Below are 18,730 nucleotides of genomic sequence, written 5' to 3'. Positions count from 1 at the left end.
TAAGTGAGAAAAAAGTCTAAAGTAGTAGGTATCTACTTTTTTACCTTAGTTCTTCTTACCTTATTGTTCTCCTTAGTTACAAGGATAAGAAAACTTCGAATTAATGTTAATATTGTGCTAAGTTTTTCATGGTATGCAAATCTGCATAAATAATTAATCGGAGAAAATAGAAGAGTGTTATCTCGTTGTGCCTTTTTAATTGCAGCACTTTTGGCTTTGGCTGGATGTGCTACACGTCAGTCAGATATGTCATCGGTACCTTTTCAACAAGTTCGATACATTCCACCAGAAATACAGGCTTTGTATGGTCCTGTAACGAATGAGACCTATTCGTTACCTGCTGTTGATCTTGCGACAATTGATCCAAAATATTGGCGACAAGAGGTGATTTATTATACATCTTATGCGCCTGGAACATTGGTTATCGATACGCAAGAGTGTTTTCTTTACCTTATTGGTGAAAATGGAAAAGCTTTGCGTTATGGGATTGGTGTCGGTAAAGAAGGCCTAGCATTTGAAGGTGAGGGGGTTATACAGCGCAAGCGTCGGTGGCCAAATTGGGCTCCTACTGCAGCTATGATGGCTCGAGAACCAGAACGTTATGGTCATCTTGGGAAAGGAATGCCACCAGGGCCCGATAATCCATTAGGTGCGCGGGCACTTTATTTGTTCAAAAATGGGAAAGATACACTTTTCCGTATTCATGGTTCACACGAATCGTGGTCAATTGGGCGTGCTATTTCAAGTGGGTGTATCCGTTTGCTTAATCAAGATATTATTGATCTTTATGATCGTGTTTCCGTTGGTTCGCGTGTTGTGGTATTGCAAAACAATAGGAGTATTCCTACAGTTTATAGTCAACAATCAAATGGTTACGATCCGCTACAGTCGACCATTCAGCCAAATGATTTTTTTTAATTTAGGGGAGAAGATTGGAGAGAGCCGTTTGAGTATTTTGGTTTGCTGTTCAATCTTCTCTTTCTCTCAAAAGAGAATAAAAGCCTTTCTTTTTCAAAGGTGTATACAAGCTTGTATTCTGTTCTATTTTTTAGCTTCTCACGTTGCCAACAGATTTTGCCTTAAGTTTATAAGAGGATTTTTTTAAGAGTTCTTATTCATATTCTTCACGCGACTGGGACATGCAAGCCAATGGTTCTAATTGTTTTTTATCGTTTGTGAAACTTCATTCATAAAGAGGGATTTATCATCTTTTATAAGGAGAGCGATATTTTTTGCGATTGTCTCTAAAAGAGGGGATAACCATTCTTGATCAGATTTGGTAAAATTTCCCAGGACATGCTGATGAACAAGTTCTTTGCTTCCAGGATGACCAATTCCTATGCGTATACGACAATAGTCAGTACCACAATGGGCATCAATAGACTTAATGCCATTATGCCCATTATTTCCTCCACCAATTTTTATACGAACTTTCCCCGGTGACAGGTCTAGCTCATCATAAATGATGATCAAATTCTTTAAATCTAATTTATAAAATCGCAAAGCTTCACCGATAGCTTGACCAGAAAGATTCATGAAAGTTTGTGGTTTTATAAGAAAAATTTTCTCATTATTTATGAAACCATTGGAGATTTCTGCTTGAAACTTCTTTGACCATGGAGAAAAAAAGAAGGACTGATAAATGGCATCAACAGCCATAAAACCGATATTATGGCGGTTATTTTGATATTGTAAACCAGGATTGCCAAGACCAGCAATAAGCCACATGTGTATCTTCAGTCAAAGTATGAGTAAGGGTAATGTCTCATAAATTAAGGCGGAAAAAATTCCCGCCTTTTGAGTTTTATGAAGTTTCCGTGTCTTCTTCATCATTTTCTTGTTCAGAAGTTTCATCGCTGACATCCATGCCAGCAGGAGCTGCAATGGTTGCAATGGTAAAGTCTCGATCTTGGATGATGGGAGTCACATCTTTTGGCAGTTGCACTGCTGAAATGTGAATAGAATCACCAATAGAGTAGCTGGAGAGATCAATTTCAATAGCTTCAGGAATAGCACTTGCTGGAGCTGTACATTCAATTTCGTGCCGAACAATATTGAGGACACCACCCTTTTTAAGTCCAGGTGCCGTATCTTCATTGAGGAAGTGGACAGGAATATTCACTTCTACAACGGATTTTTCTGAGATGCGCAAAAAGTCTACATGGAGGGGAAAGTCACGCACGGGATCTAATTGATAATCTTTTGGCAAAACCATAATTTTTTGCTTGTCAAGAATAATCGTTGCAATGGTGGTACGAAAGCCACCGGCATGAATTTTGTAGAAAATTTCTTTATAGGGAACTGTTATTGCCAAGGGTGGTTGTTTTTCACCATAAATGACAGCAGGAATAAGACCGTTGCGGCGAAGTTCACGGGAGGACCCCTTACCAACCCGCTCGCGTTTTTCGGCCTTAAGAGTGTAGCTTTTGCTCATAATTTAAGTCCTTTTTACATGATTGGAGATCCTTCAAAAACAGTAATAGTTTTTGCATGGATATGAAGATATGCGCTAACCAACAGCGATCACTCCATTCTGCGTTGCCTCCAAGGGTGTCTACGCAGAAGTTTGTTCTATAGTTCAAACTATTCATAGATGCAAGAGTTGTGGGAAAAATCGATGATTTCTACCGTTAAAAAGGAGGAAATGTTACAAATTACGGTGTAGATGGAGAATCAACCAATATGTGCTGGCGCTGATATGTTCAAAATCAAACACTGGAGATGTTATGAAGGTTGAGATTGCCTTGGGTGAGATGTCAGAGAGTCGTGCTTTGCATAAATCGATGCCAGCACTTCTTGACTTGGAAGAATTATTGGCGACACGTCTTCTTGTACAAGGTAATTCCGGTTCAGGAAAATCACATCTTTTACGCCGTCTTTTGGAGCAAAGTGCTAAGTGGGTGCAGCATTGTGTAATTGATCCAGAAGGCGATTTTGTAACTTTGGCAGATAAATTTGGTCATGTTATTGTAGAGGCTCAACGTAGTGAATTAGAATTGACTCGTATTGCCCATCGCATTCGACAACATCGAGTTTCAGTGGTATTTAATCTTGAAGGCTTGGATACTGAACAACAGATGCGTGCTGTAGGGGCTTTCCTTGGGGCACTGTTTGATGTAGAACGTGATTATTGGTATCCTATGCTTGTCGTTGTCGATGAAGCACAATTGTTTGCTCCAACTGCAGCAGGAGAAGTTTCTGATGAAGCGCGTAAAATTTCTTTGAGCGCTATGACCAATCTTATGTGTCGAGGACGTAAACGTGGTCTTGCTGGTGTTATTGCAACACAACGTTTGGCTAAGCTTGCCAAAAATGTTGCTGCGGAAGCTTCAAACTTTTTAATAGGGCGGACTTTTTTAGATATTGATATGGTGCGCGCTGCTGATCTCTTGGGAATGGAGCGTCGTCAAGCGGAAATGTTTAGAGATCTTGAACGGGGAAATTTTATAGCTTTAGGACCTGCTTTATCACGACGTCCCTTACCAATCATTATCGGTTCTGTTGAAACTTTGGCACGCTCTTCTAGCCCTAAATTAATGCCACTTCCAACAGAGCGGGATGATGTGCAAGAGCTCGTTTTTACTGCTTCACCAGAGGAAATTTTAACGCCATTTAAACAAACACGAGAGCCGATGAGGGAAAAGTCAATGCACGAGATGTTAGAGGAGGTAGTGCATAAAAAACAAGAGTTGTTGGAAGAAAATCCAAGTTTATTTCCTGAACTTTCTGATGTTGAGCGTGACGGGCAAGCAGAACATATTATTCGGGAAATTCTTGAGGATTCTGAAGCTTTTTATCGTTCAACAGCGGTGCTTTATCAAGATTTTTCAGTTCGTTGTCGTATCCATGGTATGTCAAAGGTTCCTTTTAATCTTTCACAATTTCGGCGTAAATTGGCTATTGCTCAGGCTTTTGTTGATGAACAAACGGCTGTCAGTGAACATTGGAAACATATTTTGCAGATATCAGAAAGTTTGGAAGAAGATGTTCAAGGAGTCTTCTTGAACGTGGCACAGGCCGCATTAGGGGGAAAGCCATGTCCATCTGATGCATTTTTAGCACGGCTTTATGGGACTCATTCTTTAAGCCGTGCACGCCGACTTTTAACCTACTTTGAAGAGCGTGGACTTATTGTTATTCACACGCATTTTAGTGGTCAACGTATTGTTGCATTTCCTGATCTTGGTGTTGAAACAGCACCAGGAGACCCCAGGGAACCACTTTAACCAAATAAGCTGGAAACCGATTGTTCTGCTGCTGTCCTTGCTATTGCTTCTCCCATAAGGTCGGCAATGGGCAAAACACGAATATTATGGGTTTTCTCAATAGTTTGTGTTGGCATAATTGAATCTGTAATAACCAATTCTTTCATCTCTGAATTGGCAATTCGCTCGATTGCATTACCAGAAAGAACACCGTGCGTGATATAAGCCGTGACACTATTGGCACCATGTTTAAGCAGAGCACTTGCTGCATTGCATAAAGTTCCACCTGAATCAACAATATCATCAAGCAAAAGGCAATCTTTTCCCGATACATCTCCAATGATATTCATAACTTCTGATTCACCGGGGTTTTCGCGACGTTTATCCACAATAGCGAGCAAACTGTTCAAGCGCTTGGCGAGTGCGCGCGCACGCACCACACCACCCACATCAGGTGAAACAACGATAACATTTTCAAGAGAATAATGCACTTTGACATCGCGAGAAATGACAGGAACAGCATAGAGATTATCCGTAGGGATATCAAAAAAACCTTGAATTTGTCCTGCATGAAGGTCCAATGTTAAAACACGATGGGCCCCTGCTTCCGTAATTAGGTTGGCAACAAGTTTTGCAGAAATAGGAGTCCGTGGTCCTGGTTTTCTATCTTGGCGGGCATAGCCAAAATAGGGGATAACAGCTGTAATACGACGCGCAGAAGAACGACGAAGGGCATCAATCATGATGAGTAATTCCATCAAATGATCATTTGCGGGATAGGATGTAGATTGCAAAACAAAAACATCTTGTCCACGTACATTTTCATGCAGTTCTACGAAAATTTCTTGATCAGCAAAGCGCTTTACAGTTGCTTTGCCTAAGGGGATGTTCAAATAATTTGCAACATCTTCAGCTAGGCGTGGATTAGAATTTCCGCAGAAAAGTTTCATAGTAGAACCTCTGAATCATCATGGTGGGAATGCGACACGGTTTTTAATTTCTTTTTATTAAATTGCAAGAGAACAATTACAAAAGCCTTACAATTTTATTGATTATTATTAAAGAGCTATGCAGTATGTTTTCTCTTTTTCCAAAAGTTTGTTACTTTTAGAGCAAAGTTTTTTCTCCATGCGGCAAAGAAATACATATTGATTAAGCTTTTTAGTTATTACTTTATAAAAATACTTTCAATATGGGGAATGTTTCATATTTAAGATGAATGAAGGGGAGTAATAAAAAGAAGTATCATCTTGCCTTCAATCATTATAACCAAACATTGAAAATGATCATAGCGAAGGCTATCATATTTTATGGGCTGGTAGATAATTTCGTGAAAAAAGCAAAGTACAATGGGATTTATTTTTCCATTTGGGTAAAAAGTTTAGTTTTGCAGTTTTGGTATTGTTCTCAAGCATAAAAGGGGCTCATCTTTTGTTTTTCAGCATAATAGCAGAAATTTGCCGTCCGTAATCGGGTTCGTTGCGGTGTATTGCACGGCGATAGGAGAAAAAACGCTGTTCATCTTGATAGGTACAAAGCTCTACACAAGAAGCATTAACACCTGCTTCTTTGAGTTGATTTATAATAAATGCCCATAGATTAAAATAAAAGCGATTTATTTTGTTTGTTTTTAAAAAATATTTTTGGTATTTGCTGTGGTAATCAATAAATTGGTCGTAAAATTCATTTGTTACTTCATAGTGATAAGGGCCAATACAAGGTCCCAGGACTGCTGTTATTGATTGTCTTTTGGCTCCTTGTTTTTCCATAACAGCAATTGTTTTCTCGATAATTCCATTTAAGCTTCCACGCCAGCCAGCATGAGTTGCAGCGATGACTCTAGCTTGTGGATCAGCAAACAGAATGGGTCCGCAATCTGCTGTAAGAACCCCAATAACGAGTTCTGGGGTGGTTGTAACCAGAGCATCAGCTTGAGGAGGTGCACCGATAGTTGCTTGATGAGCTACGACAACGTTACAGGAATGTATTTGATTAACTGTGACTAAATTTTGTGCTTCAATAGAAAAATAATTGGCAATCAAAAGACGATTCTGTACAATATATTCAAGTTGATCATTTGAACCTTTCCCAACATTAAGACTATGATAAAGATTTTTTGAAACACCACCTTGACGTGTAAAAAATCCATGTTTTATTCCATGGGTGTGTAAAGTAGAAAGATTTTTTGCAAGAATGGGATGAGGGATAGATTTCATAAAAGTTCCTTATGGAGATTATTTAAAGTGAGGATGGAGATGTTCATATTTGTCAATGAATATTTCAGATAATGATGTGTTTATTGACAAAAGCGCCGATCACTAAAATTGGGGAGGTATGGAGATATTTTTATCACTGAAATGTAAAACTTTAAATAATTTTCCCATCTGATCTGGACCAGCGAGCCGTTCGATGTCTTGGCGGATTTTGTCTTGCAAAGGAGCACTTTTGCCAACTCCAAGCTGGTTTGCGCGCTCCAGTAGCCCCATTTTAAAAAGAAATTCTCCTTGCTCTAAGATTTCAGCAAAACAGCCCTGTTCAAGAGCTATGTTTTTTAAAAAAGAAAAATCAACATGGGATGTTAAATCATGTTCACCAGGGGCATCAAAAACATCACGAAATCTATGTTTTGAGAGTGCTTGCAAGGTATCGCCAAAGGCAAGCTCACAAGCACCATAGTCGATAAGTAAAGCAGAACCCGTCACTTGCACTAAATGGTGGCTGATTTGTTGCATGAATTGATGCCGTAAGGGGGCATGTTCAAAAATTGTTTCGTCAGGCACTTTAGAACAATAGGTTTGTAGACAAGAAGAGGGAAGTTTATGCGGGGCAGCAATAAAGATGAAATCTCCATTTTGATTGACTGTAATGCGGCGCTCTTTCCATTCTCCATTGATTTTAATATATTGGTTGATAGGGAGTGTATCGAGAAATTCATTAGCAATGAGAAAGAGAGGTTTTGAAGGAATTTGATTAAAATTTTCAATGCTATGGATTTGTTTTTGATAAGAGCAAAGGCGCTTTTTTTGTTCTTTTGCAAGTTTTTTGCTTATTTCGATCAGAAAAATTTCAGCAGCATTAAATGCTCTTGTAGAAAGCTTTTGGATAGTTCGCAAAATGTCATCCATCAAAGTTCCACGTCCTGGACCTATCTCAGCGAGGATAAAAGGATGAGGATAACCTTGAGCTTTCCAGCTTGCAAGAGTCCAAATGCCAATCATTTCTCCAAATAATTGGCTTATTTCAGGTGCTGTAATGAAATCACCAGCACGTCCGAAAGGTGTTTGTGTTTGATAATAACCAAATTGAGGATCTGTAAGTGCCAACGTCATATATTGGCTAACAGTGATTGGTCCATTAAGGACAATAATTTCTTTAATTTTTTCTTTGAGATTGGCCATTTTCTGTCGGTTTATATTTAAAGGCGTGGAGAAGAAGATAAAACCCTACAAGAAGCATGGGAAGAGATAAAGCCATGCCATAGGTAAAACCAGTAGAATGGAAAAGAGTCGAAAACCATTCTGGATCTTCTTGAGGCGCACGGTAAATTTCAGAAATGCTGCGTGTTACTGCGTAGCCTATAATAAATGTTCCTGATACAGTACCGGGACGTTTTAATGCTTTGAACCCAAAAATAAGAAGACACAGGATGATGAAGAGAAGAAATCCTTCCATAAATGCTTCGTAAAGCTGGCTTGGATGGCGCGGTAAATAGTAAGGATCGAGAGGAAAACAAACAGCCCAAGGACGTGTAGTAATATTACCCCATAATTCTTGGTTAATGAAGTTGCAGATTCGTACAATGCCGATACCAAGAGGAGCACCTGCAGCAATGATATCAAACATGGCTCGTATGTTAATATGATTTTTACGGGCAAACCAGATCATAGCAATGATAATACCAATAAGTCCGCCATGAAAGGACATTCCCCCATCCCATACGGCAATAATAGCACTTGGATGATTAAAATAGTAAATGGGATTCCATACAAGAACTTGTCCTAAACGCCCTCCGACAACAACACTTATGGCAGACCAGACAACAAAATCTCCGATCTTTTCTTTATCCATAGGAGGATAGTTTCTATACCATAGAGATGTTTCTTTTAATAATTTTTGCGCATACCACCAAGCAAAAAGAATACCCAGCACGTAACCAAGTCCATACCAATGAAGTGTTATGGGACCTAGCTGGATAATAACAGGATCAAGAAAAGACGGAAAAGCAATGGCTGGACAAGACAAATTGTTCATGAGTTAAGCATCTTACATTATACGAGATGAATATGAAGTGACTCTGATGATCAGAAATGACAGATGAATACACAATGGTCAAGTCAGTAGGGAGGCTAGTCAGAAAGGGGGGGAGATTTCCACTGATTTATCGCGGTAAAAAATATGGTGATAAAAGGAATATTAAAAAATCTTAAACAAAATCATTATGAAAAATCTGCACAGTATGTAAAATATAGAGTAAAAGGAACAAATTACAGTATCTAAATGTTATGAGAATACGCTATAATGCGTGCGTCAATAATTAAAATTTAAGGAAAAAGGTTATGCGTAATGGATCAAATCGTATTCTTGATGAATTAGCAAAATTAGCAACGGATGCTGCTGACGTTGCGCAAGGCATACGACGTGAAGCTGGAACAGCTTTTCGTGTGCAGGCTGAAAAGATAGCAAACAAACTTGATCTTGTTTCTCGCGAAGAGTTTGAGACTTTTAAGGAGATGGTGCTGAAAATCCATGCTGATAACGCTGATTTGAAAAGACGCCTTGATGATTTAAAAAAAGATGATTAAAAAAACGCAGACACAAAAAAGTAAAATAGTTTAAAAAAAAGAATCTTCAAAAAAATATCCCCAATTTTTCAATATGATGCGTGAAACTAAAAAATGCTTAATCTTGAGTCTGTTAGAGCGGAGCATTTGTTTATTTTTGATTTTTTTTGGGGGTAAAATACATTTTTTTGAATCAGGGGGGCTGGCGCTATGAAATTGTATCAATACACTGAAAAGACTTGATGATTCGTTTTATGACTATCAGGTTGCCCTAAACAGCGCGATTGTGTTCTGGGTGTTTGTGTACTGTCGATGTTTTTATGTGTATTTGTTTGGTGTAAAGGTTCTGATTGTAGCAAAATGTTGTTACAGTTTAGACGGTTTATATTCTGTTGACAATGTTTTAAGATGATTGAGGATTGTGATGAGGCTTGCATTTTGCGCCACAGAAAGAAAAGAGCACCCTGTCGACTTTATCGAACAGATTGCCTGTGAATATGATTGGTCGTTTGAGCGGGATGCAGAAGATGAAATTAGCGTTTGTGTGGAAGGAAAACGCGCAAACTATCGTCTTGCTTTTTCATGGATGGAAGAGCATGAAGCACTTCATTTAGCTTGTTCGTTTGATCTTTCTATTAAAAATGCTCGAACAGCTGAAATACAGCGCTTATTGCTAGCAATTAATGAAAAGTTGTTGTTGGGACATTTTGATTACTGGCAAAGGAATAATTCAGTTATTTATCGACAAGGTCTTCTTTTGGCTGGTGGGATGCATCCATCTCATATACAGGTTGAAACATTATTGATACATGCACTTAAAGCCTGTGAAAGCCATTATGTTGCATTTCAGATGGTTGCTTTGTCGGGAGAAAGTGCTTACAAGGCACTGCAGTACACTTTGTTTGAAACTGTAGGGAATGCCTAAAATATACAGTTTGTTATTTTTACAGACGGTTTGCTGAAATATTGCTCATAGGGGGATATCAAGAATAGCGCGCAATCCCCCGAGTGGGCTCTCATCTAATTGTATATTGCCACCATGGCTGCGTGCTATGTCTTGAGCAATAGAAAGACCAAGCCCTGTTCCACTTGCATCTTGATTTCGCGCTTTATCAAGTCGAAAGAATGGCTTAAAAACTTCTGTGCGCATATTTTTATGAATTCCAGGTCCATTATCATCGATTATCAATATAAAAGATTCTTGTTGAGAGTTAGCGGTTAGTTTAACGGTCGTGCCGTAACAAAATGCATTTGATACAAGATTGCTGACCAAGCGTGTAAAAGCACGGGGACGTACTTGTATTTCTGTAGGACCTTCAATAGTGTAAGAAAATTGACGTTTGTGAAGATGAGCATCGGCGGAGAATTTTTTCATAAGAGCATTTAAATCAAAAGTCTTGACACTTTCACTTCCTTCACCACGAGCAAAAGCAAGATAATCTTCTAACATATTTTGCATGTCACTTACATCTTGCTCAAGCGGTTTAATATCAAAGCCAGTATTTGCTAATGCTAGCTGAAGTTTAAAACGTGTAAGAATGGTTCTTAAATCATGACTTACTCCTGAGAGCATCATGGTGCGTTGTTCGATTTGGCGTTCAATACGTTCTCGCATACGTAAAAAAGCGATGCCTGCACGACGGACTTCATCAGCTCCTTGTGGTTGAAATCCTTTTGGTAAAGGACGACCGCGTCCAAAGCTTTCTGCTGCTTCAGCCAATTGTTGAATCGGTTTGATTTGATTGCGTAAAAAGTAAATTGCTATCAGCAATAAAACAAGAGCTGTTCCTACCATCCAGCTTAAAAAAATAGCAGTATTGGAAGCATAGGCTTGGCTGCGTGGAGCAAAGACGCGTAAGATGTTGTGACAAAGGTGGATACGGATTTCAACAAGATCAGAATCTCCTACGGTATCAATCCAGAAGGGACGGTTAATTTGGCGGGTGATTTCTTCACTTAAAAAATAGTCAAGAATTGCAAAAAATGGCTTAGGTCCTGGAGGGGGTAAGGAGGTAGGAGATAGAATAGAAATATTTAATCCCATACGTTGTTGTGCAATACGCTTGATATCTTCATAGTTATCTTGTTGGGGATATGTTTCAAGAATATCAATAATGGCTGAAATATCATGCACGACAGCCGTTGAAAGACGCTCGGTTACCATTTGCCAATGTCGTTCCATAAAGACATAAGCAATGACCGTTTGCAGAAGCACCATGGGAGCGATGATAATGATCAAAGAGCGAGCATAAAGCCGTTTAGGCATTTTTTTCGTTAACCATCGAAGAAAAAATCTTAAAGGTTTGATCATTCTTGTGCCTATTCAATAGAGAGTTTATACCCTATTCCTCGCACGGTTTGGAGCCATATAGGCAGTGCTGGGTTTTTTTCGATTTTACGACGAAGGCGGTTGATCTGCACATCAATGGCACGTTCACTTATATTGCTGTCATCGGTCGCGAATTTATGGCGCGGAATTGTATCGCCTGCATTTTCGGCAAACATGACCATCATTTCTTGTTCTTTATCTGTTAATTTAATAATTTCTCCTCCTTTTTTGAGTTCGCGTCGTGAAATTGAAAATATATAAGGACCAAAAACTATTTGCTCAATTTTGGGTTGGTGAGGGGGAAAACCACGTCGTAAAATGGCGTTGATGCGAAGGAGAAGTTCACGAGGGTCAAACGGCTTAGCCAGATAATCATCTGCCCCTGCTTCTAATCCACGGATACGATTGTCTATTTCTGATAAAGCTGTTAACATGAAGATAGGGACATCTTTTGTTTGGCGGAGTGAATGAGTGAGATCAATACCGTTTTCGCCAGGCATCATGACATCAACAATAAGAAGATCAAAATCTAAACTTGCCAACAGTCGTCTTGCTTCATTCGCATTGGCTGAAACTGAAACACGAAATCCATTTTTAATGAGAAACTGAAATAAAAGATTGCGAATACGTGTATCGTCATCAATCACAAGAAGGTGAGGGGCATCGTCACACAAAACTTGAACGTGATTGCTCATTCTTAAAAAAACCTTGATAAAAATTTAGTTTACACAAAATGCAAGTTTACATAAGTTGTATAAAGCTGTCGAGCAGCACCTTTACCTTAAAAGAGAGAAAGTTTTATTTATAAATTTAAAAAAGTTATTTTTGAAAAGGATATTATGGGTAGTCTTAATATACATATTATTCCAGTTACAACATTCCAACAAAATTGTACTTTGCTTTTTGATAGTGAATGTAAAACGGGGGTTCTCGTTGATCCTGGTGGTGATTGGCCGCGGATTCAAGACGTAATCGAAAAGAATGGTGTTATCGTTGAGGCTATTTGGATAACACATGGTCATTTTGATCATGTAGGAGCAGCAATGCAAGTGAAAGAAGCGCTTAATGTAAAAATTATTGGTTCACATCGCGATGATAAGCCTGTGATGGATGCCGTGAGCGAAAGCGCAAAAAATTATGGTATCACTGATGCTTGCATCTGTATTCCTGATCAATGGTTAGAAGATGGTGAGTGCGTTCATTTTGCTGGACATGTGTTTAAGGTTTTTCACACCCCAGGACATTCCCCTGGTCATGTTATTTATTTCAATGAAAAAGAGCGCTTAGCCCTCTTGGGTGATGTTCTCTTTCGTGGTTCTATTGGACGTACGGACTTCCCCTTCTGTTCTTATGAAAAATTGATGCAATCCCTTCGAGAAAAAGTTTTACCTTTAGGCGATGATGTTTGTTTTATCTGTGGGCATGGTCCCAAAAGTAGCATAGGCTATGAGCGACAAAATAATCCTTTTCTTCAAGATTTTAATATATGAGCAAATAAAAAACGCTTTGAAGCGTTTTTTTGCCATTTAAAACTTTTTTAGTAGGACGGAACAGAAGTTAATTTATTGGGGCATAACAAATGTGTTCCAAACCATTACGGTCTCGAAAGGTCCCTGTTTTAGGGTTGAAAGAACGGTATTTTTTCTTGCAATATTGAAGCCAATCAGATTCTAATGATTGTTGTACTGGCTCATATTCCACCGTTTGCGGAGCTTCATAAATTATCTGTTCTTGTGGAACCTGTTGATATACAATTTGATGCTGTGGTGCGGTTTGATAAACAACTTGTGGCTGTTCTGATTTTTTAAAAATTTTGCCGAGAAGTGCACCTGCTGCAAGAGCAAGAATGCCCATTGCTAAAGCTTCTCCTGAGTTATTTATATTAATACTACTGTGTTTTGTCTTTTTGCGCTCGACATAATGATATGTCTTGTGTTCAACATGATGGTGTTGTTGTGCTCCCCATTTATGGCTAACATAATGACGCTTGTGGGGATTATCAAAAGAGTGATGTTCACTATGAGAAAAATGGGAGCTAAAATTGTGAGACGGTAAACCAGCCTCCTTTCTCATGTCATAGTTATGATACCATGCCATATCCGCAAGCGTTGGATCTAATGGCATCAAAACGGTTACAGTAGACATTGCTGATAATACCGCTAATCTGATCACTTTTTTCATAATGATGCTCCTTGTGTAAATTTGTATTTTTCACATCCTACACGTTTCAAACTGAATAGAGACTGAACAATTTTGGACTTTATTGTGACAAAAAAATAAAAATTCATTTAGTTAAAACTATTATCAATACAATAAAATAAAATCATGACAGAATTTTGATTTCAATTAATGTACTCTTCTTAAGCTTAATTAAGCAGCTTGTATTTAGAGCACCAGATTTTTTACTATTGGTTATAAATTATTTATTGATGAGTACTTTTTTATTGCTTGATACAATATGAATTGAACAATAGGTGTATGAATAAAAGTTATCGTTTTTTATTATAGGCTTATGGTGCTAAGATAGAACCTTATTTCACCTTATTTGTGTGATTGAATACAGTCCTGTTTCACTACTCTCTTGTGAGGCTAAATATTGAGTTCGATATCATATTATAACTGTATAAATATAATATATTGCGGGAACTTTTTTTGATATATGGGAAACATTCTTGTTGGGATATGGCTGTTAGTTTGACAGTATTGGCATGACAAAATGCATTTGACACAAGATTGCTGATGAGACGCGTGAAGGCACGTGGGCGTGCCTGTATTTGTGTAGGTCTTTCAATGGTGTAGGAAAATTGACGTTTGTGAAGATGTGCATCGGTAGAGAATTTTTGCATAAGAGCATTTAAATCAAAAGTTTTAACACACTCACTTTCTTCACTACGGGCAAAAGAAAGGTAATCGTCTAACATGTTTTGCATGTCGCTCACATTTTGCTCAAGCGGCTTGATATCAAAGTCAGTATTTGCTAATGTTAGCTGAAGTTTAAAACGGGTGAGAATGGTTCTTAAATCATGGCTTACATCCGCAAGCATCATGGGGCGTTGTTCGATATAGTTAGAAGATGGTGAGTGTGTGTATTTTGCTGGACATGAGTTTAGGGTTTTGCATACACTGGGGCATTCCCTTGGTCATGTTATTTATTTCAATGAGAAATAGCGCTTAGCCTTCTTGGGTGTTGTTCTCTTTCGTGGTTCTATTGGACGTACGGACTTCCCCTTCTGTTCTTATGAAAAATTGATGCAATCCCTTCGAGAAAAAGTTTTACCTTTAGGCGATGATGTTTGTTTTATCTGTGGGCATGGTCCCAAAAGTAGCATAGGCTATGAGCGACAAAATAATCCTTTTCTTCAAGATTTTAATATATGAGCAAATAAAAAACGCTTTGAAGCGTTTTTTTGCCATTTAAAACTTTTTTAGTAGGACGGAACAGAAGTTAATTTATTGGGGCATAACAAATGTGTTCCAAACCATTACGGTCTCGAAAGGTCCCTGTTTTAGGGTTAAAGGAACGGTATTTTTTCTTGCAATAGTTAAGCCAATCAGATTCTAATGATTGCTGGAATGGCTCATATGCCACCGTTTGCTGCACTTGATAAACCCTTTGATTTTGCGGAACTTTTTGATAAATTACCTGACTTTGTGGTACTATTTGATAAACCACTTGTGGCTGTTCTGGTTTTTTTAAAATTGTACCAAGAATTGTACCTGTTGCAAGACCAAGAATGCCCACCGCTAAAGCATCTCCTGAGTTGTCTATATGAATATTACTGTGTTTTGTCTTTTTGCGCTCGACGTAATGATATGTTTTGTTTTCAACATGATGATAATGGTGGTGGTGGTGATGATGGTGTTGTTGTTGTTGTTGTTCCGTCTTACTATGTTTGGCTACAGACCTTTCATGTTTGGCTTTAAATCTTCTCTTGTTGTCATCAGAACTCTTGTGGAAATCATCAACAAACTTTTGGAAATCATCAGAAAAAAAACCACGTTTTTTATCAGAACAATGGGAGTGAGAAAAACCGCAAGGCAGAATATCAGCTCTCTTCCTTATTTCCCTTATCGCATCATCTCTTTCTTTACGCATCTTCCTCATCATATCATCTATTTCTCTCGAGATAGAGTCACTACGATTCCATGCCATATCCGCAAGCGTTGCATTTAGCGGCATCAAAATGGTCACAGTTGACATTGCTGATAATACCGCTAACCTGATCACTTTTTTCATAATGATGCTCCTTGTGTTAATTCGTATTTTTCACACCCTACACGTTTCAAACTGAATAGAGCCTGAACAATTTGGGACTTTATTGTGACAAAAAAAATAAAAATTTATTTAGTTAAATCTATCGCGGAGACAGTAAAATGAAATAATAACAGAATTTTGATTTCAATTAATGTACTCTGCTTGAGGTTAAATAATAAGTTTGTATTGATAGTACCAGATTTTTACTATGGGATATAAACTCTTTATTTATGGGTACTTTTTTATTGTTTGGTACAATATGAATTGAACAATAGATGTATGAATAAAAGTTATCATTTTTTATCATAGGCTTATGGTGCTATGATAAAGTCTTGTTTTACTTTATTTGTATTATAGAACAGTGTCTTATTTGAATATTTTCTTGTAAGGACAAATAATATTGAGTTAGATATCAGAGTATAACTGTATAAGATAATATATTTTAGGATTTTTTTGTAAAATGTTCTTTCTCATGTTGTCTTAGACAAATTGGAGCACCCTTGATGTTGGAGGTTGTCTATTTTTCGGATAACGCTGTTTGCTTTTGAGCTTTCGTCTTTTTTTAGAAGAGCTGAAGATTATTTTATGCGGTTTGAAATTTTTTGCTCCTTCATTGATTGCGTTTTTTTCGTTTTATTGTTGCTTGATTAGGGTTGTTTTTACGAGATTTTCCTTTTTGATTTTCCAAAATACCAGTGTCCATGGTTGGTCCCATGTGTGCAAGGTCTGGTTTGGAGAAAAGACTTGGTTGTAATACGCGCTCATGGGTGGATTGTTCGCTATGATGTGTTAAGGGATTTTCCGCGAGTTCTAGTTCTATCTTTTGTAATTGTTTGATTTCATCGCGAAGGCGTGCTGCTTCTTCAAAATTAAGATCAGCAGCTGCTTCATGCATTAATTTTTCGAGGTGTTTAATATGAGATGCTAAATTGTTGCCAACCATATTTTTTTTCTCGATGACATCAGGGATATTTGTATGAATATGGTTGTTTTCATAGCCTGAATTAAGAATATCTCCGATATTTTTTTTGATACTTTTCGGTGTGATATGGTGTTCTTCATTATAGGCTATTTGTTTTTGTCGACGTCTTTGTGTTTCCAGTAAGGCTCGTTCTATGGAACCAGTGATCGTATCTGCATAGAGGACAACACGGCCATCTACGTTACGTGCAGCACGTCCGATTGTTTGTATGAGGGAAGTTTCAGAGCGCAAAAAGCCCTCTTTATCGGCATCTAGAATGGCAACAAAACCACATTCTGGAATATCTAAGCCTTCTCGGAGCAAGTTAATACCGATGAGGACATCAAAGGTGCCAAGCCGAAGATCGCGTAGAATTTCAATGCGCTCTAATGTATCAATGTCAGAATGCATATAGCGTACACGAATGTCTTGTTCGTGGAGATATTCAGTTAAGTCTTCGGCCATACGCTTTGTGAGAACTGTCACCAATGTACGGTAGCCTTTTTGAATTGTTTTACGAATTTCATTCACAACATCATCGACTTGATTTTTGGCTGGACGAACCTCTGTTGGTGGGTCAACAAGCCCTGTGGGGCGAATAACTTGTTCTGCAAAAGTGCCGTGAGATTGTTCTATTTCCCACCGTCCAGGTGTTGCGGAGACAGCAATCGTTTGTGGGCGCATAGCATCCCATTCTTCAAAGCGCAAAGGACGGTTATCCATACAAGAAGGGAGGCGAAAACCATATTCTGCTAAGGTTGCTTTTCTACGAAAGTCACCTCGGTACATGCCACCAATTTGGGGAATGGTTACGTGGCTTTCATCGATAAAAACAAGAGCATTATTTGGAATGTATTCGAACAAGGTTGGTGGTGGTTCTCCGGGTTTTCGTCCCGTTAAATAGCGTGAATAATTCTCGATTCCAGAGCATGAGCCGGTAGTTTCCAACATTTCTAAATCAAAAATTGTACGTTGTTCTAAACGTTGTGCTTCTAAAAGACGTCCAGCCGCATTTAATTCATCGAGGCGTTGAACGAGTTCCATTTTGATCGATTTCATCGCTTGGTTAAGTGTTGGGCGTGGTGTTACGTAGTGTGAGTTGGCATAAATTTTAATCGATTGAAGATCACCTGTTTTTTGACCCGTTAGAGGATCAAATTCCGTAATTGTTTCTACTTCATCGCCAAAGAGCGAAATACGCCAAGCACGATCTTCGAGGTGGGCAGGGAAAATTTCGATTGTATCCCCTCGAACACGAAAGGAACCACGAATGAAATTGATATCTTGTCGATAATACTGTTGAGAGACTAAATCAGCCAAGAGTTTTCGTTGATTGAGTTTGTCCCCTTTTGCTATTTGGAAGGTCATAGCAGTATAAGTTTCTACTGAACCAATCCCGTAGATACAGGATACAGATGCGACAATAATGACGTCATCACGCTCTAAGACAGCACGTGTTGCAGCATGGCGCATACGGTCGATTTGTTCATTAATTGAGGATTCTTTTTCAATATAGGTATCAGAGCGTGCAACGTAGGCTTCTGGCTGATAATAGTCATAATAGGAAACAAAATATTCGACGGCATTATGGGGGAAAAAACTTTTAAATTCCCCATAAAGCTGCGCTGCTAGAGTTTTATTGGGAGCTAATATTAAAGCTGGACGCTGTGTTTTTTCAATGATATTGGCCATTGTATAGGTTTTTCCTGAGCCGGTAACACCCAAAAGCACTTGTGTACGTTCATTTTTTTGAATTCCCTCAACCAGAGTTTTAATGGCTTGAGGTTGATCCCCCGCTGGTTTAAAAGATGTTTCGAGTTGAAATGGAATACCACCTTCAGATTTTTCGGGACGAATAGGGCGGTGAGGTGTCCATAATGCACCATTCTTAAAAAGAGGATTACCTGAAGCAATAAGAGCAGAAAGAGCTTCTACTGTTGCAGTAACACCATTTTTCATTGTTGTATCCTTTGATAGAAAAGTGCTGGTGATTTTAAAGAAAATACTAATTTTTACAATTTCATTACGACAACAGCAAAACGTTATTGAACAGATTTGTTTTGGTTTATTGAAGCCTTCATTAGGATATTAATCAAGTTTTTTCTATGAGACAAATTCTTCGAAGTATTTCTTTGGAGGGAGCATATTTGTGGTTGTTCGTGAACACTATTGCATTTTTACCATGATGATATTCAAGAG

General features: G+C 38.3%; 16 protein-coding genes and 2 pseudogenes. 6 read left to right on the top strand and 12 right to left on the bottom strand.

Going from position 1 to position 18,730, the window contains the following annotated elements:
- The first annotated feature begins 174 nt into the window (after positions 1 to 174).
- Positions 175 to 918 (top strand): L,D-transpeptidase, encoded by a 744-nt coding sequence (locus ACFINO_RS01975; protein WP_375617599.1) that lies wholly within the window; start codon positions 175 to 177, stop codon positions 916 to 918.
- 237 nt (positions 919 to 1,155) lie between these two features.
- Here ACFINO_RS01975 and pth read toward each other — a convergent pair whose 3' ends face one another.
- Both pth and ACFINO_RS01965 read right to left on the bottom strand, forming a co-directional pair.
- Complete coding sequence (gene pth / locus ACFINO_RS01970) at positions 1,156 to 1,728, bottom strand: aminoacyl-tRNA hydrolase (RefSeq protein ID WP_375654964.1); 573 nt, start codon at positions 1,726 to 1,728, stop codon at positions 1,156 to 1,158.
- A 76-nt stretch (positions 1,729 to 1,804) separates the two neighbouring features.
- A complete protein-coding gene (locus ACFINO_RS01965; protein WP_375617601.1) occupies positions 1,805 to 2,434 on the bottom strand; it encodes a 50S ribosomal protein L25/general stress protein Ctc in 630 nt (209 codons plus the stop codon).
- A 292-nt stretch (positions 2,435 to 2,726) separates the two neighbouring features.
- Here ACFINO_RS01965 and ACFINO_RS01960 point away from each other — a divergent pair, with 292 nt between their 5' ends.
- Positions 2,727 to 4,226, top strand: a complete 1,500-nt coding sequence (locus ACFINO_RS01960) for a helicase HerA domain-containing protein (protein WP_375617602.1) — start codon at positions 2,727 to 2,729, stop codon at positions 4,224 to 4,226.
- On the opposite strand, the gene ACFINO_RS01955 is transcribed toward ACFINO_RS01960, so the two are convergent.
- From ACFINO_RS01955 to lgt, 4 genes are all read right to left on the bottom strand, one after another.
- Positions 4,223 to 5,155 carry a ribose-phosphate pyrophosphokinase gene (locus ACFINO_RS01955; RefSeq protein ID WP_375654963.1) on the bottom strand — a complete coding sequence of 311 codons (933 nt, stop codon included), beginning with the start codon at positions 5,153 to 5,155 and terminating at the stop codon, positions 4,223 to 4,225. The genes ACFINO_RS01960 and ACFINO_RS01955 overlap by 4 nt on opposite strands.
- A 474-nt stretch (positions 5,156 to 5,629) precedes the next feature.
- Positions 5,630 to 6,421 carry a peptidoglycan editing factor PgeF gene (pgeF, locus tag ACFINO_RS01950; RefSeq protein ID WP_375634212.1) on the bottom strand — a complete coding sequence of 264 codons (792 nt, stop codon included), beginning with the start codon at positions 6,419 to 6,421 and terminating at the stop codon, positions 5,630 to 5,632.
- A 102-nt stretch (positions 6,422 to 6,523) separates the two neighbouring features.
- Positions 6,524 to 7,603: a class I SAM-dependent methyltransferase gene (locus tag ACFINO_RS01945; protein WP_375654962.1), complete on the bottom strand. Its 1,080-nt coding sequence runs from the start codon at positions 7,601 to 7,603 to the stop codon at positions 6,524 to 6,526.
- Positions 7,578 to 8,456, bottom strand: coding sequence for a prolipoprotein diacylglyceryl transferase (lgt, locus tag ACFINO_RS01940; protein ID WP_375654961.1), 879 nt, complete (start codon positions 8,454 to 8,456; stop codon positions 7,578 to 7,580). The genes ACFINO_RS01945 and lgt overlap by 26 nt, the downstream gene beginning before the upstream one ends.
- Before the next feature lie 305 nt (positions 8,457 to 8,761).
- Here lgt and ACFINO_RS01935 point away from each other — a divergent pair, with 305 nt between their 5' ends.
- Together ACFINO_RS01935 and ACFINO_RS01930 are read left to right on the top strand one after the other, a co-directional pair.
- Complete coding sequence (locus ACFINO_RS01935) at positions 8,762 to 9,007, top strand: accessory factor UbiK family protein (protein WP_273791228.1); 246 nt, start codon at positions 8,762 to 8,764, stop codon at positions 9,005 to 9,007.
- A 403-nt stretch (positions 9,008 to 9,410) separates the two neighbouring features.
- Positions 9,411 to 9,911 (top strand): YbjN domain-containing protein, encoded by a 501-nt coding sequence (locus ACFINO_RS01930; RefSeq protein ID WP_375642836.1) that lies wholly within the window; start codon positions 9,411 to 9,413, stop codon positions 9,909 to 9,911.
- Between the two features lie 45 nt (positions 9,912 to 9,956).
- On the opposite strand, the gene ACFINO_RS01925 is transcribed toward ACFINO_RS01930, so the two are convergent.
- Positions 9,957 to 11,297 (bottom strand): ATP-binding protein, encoded by a 1,341-nt coding sequence (locus tag ACFINO_RS01925; RefSeq protein WP_375654960.1) that lies wholly within the window; start codon positions 11,295 to 11,297, stop codon positions 9,957 to 9,959.
- A gap of 8 nt (positions 11,298 to 11,305) precedes the next feature.
- A complete protein-coding gene (locus ACFINO_RS01920) occupies positions 11,306 to 12,010 on the bottom strand; it encodes a response regulator (RefSeq protein WP_375612976.1) in 705 nt (234 codons plus the stop codon).
- 144 nt (positions 12,011 to 12,154) lie between these two features.
- Between ACFINO_RS01920 and ACFINO_RS01915 the strand changes: the two genes are divergently transcribed.
- Positions 12,155 to 12,805, top strand: coding sequence for an MBL fold metallo-hydrolase (locus tag ACFINO_RS01915; RefSeq protein ID WP_375617610.1), 651 nt, complete (start codon positions 12,155 to 12,157; stop codon positions 12,803 to 12,805).
- A 67-nt stretch (positions 12,806 to 12,872) separates the two neighbouring features.
- Here the strand turns inward: ACFINO_RS01915 and ACFINO_RS01910 are convergent, their stop codons facing one another.
- Positions 12,873 to 13,496: a BA14K family protein gene (locus tag ACFINO_RS01910; RefSeq protein ID WP_375654959.1), complete on the bottom strand. Its 624-nt coding sequence runs from the start codon at positions 13,494 to 13,496 to the stop codon at positions 12,873 to 12,875.
- 482 nt (positions 13,497 to 13,978) lie between these two features.
- Positions 13,979 to 14,377, bottom strand: a pseudogene (locus tag ACFINO_RS01905) (sensor histidine kinase); the annotation flags it as partial.
- A 4-nt stretch (positions 14,378 to 14,381) separates the two neighbouring features.
- On the opposite strand from ACFINO_RS01905, the pseudogene ACFINO_RS01900 reads away from it, so the two are divergent.
- Positions 14,382 to 14,693, top strand: a pseudogene (locus ACFINO_RS01900) (MBL fold metallo-hydrolase); the annotation flags it as partial.
- A gap of 67 nt (positions 14,694 to 14,760) precedes the next feature.
- On the opposite strand, the gene ACFINO_RS01895 reads toward ACFINO_RS01900, so the two are convergent.
- On the bottom strand, positions 14,761 to 15,552 hold the full coding sequence (locus tag ACFINO_RS01895; RefSeq protein ID WP_375610127.1) for a BA14K family protein: 792 nt from the start codon (positions 15,550 to 15,552) through the stop codon (positions 14,761 to 14,763).
- Between the two features lie 628 nt (positions 15,553 to 16,180).
- Positions 16,181 to 18,490, bottom strand: a complete 2,310-nt coding sequence (gene uvrB, locus ACFINO_RS01890; protein WP_375654958.1) for an excinuclease ABC subunit UvrB — start codon at positions 18,488 to 18,490, stop codon at positions 16,181 to 16,183.
- Between the last annotated feature and the right edge of the window lie 240 nt (positions 18,491 to 18,730).

The organism is Bartonella sp. AA83SXKL, assembly GCF_042196965.1.
Taxonomy (GTDB): Bacteria; Pseudomonadota; Alphaproteobacteria; order Rhizobiales; family Rhizobiaceae; genus Bartonella.
This window is presented reverse-complemented; position numbering and strand designations above follow the sequence as displayed.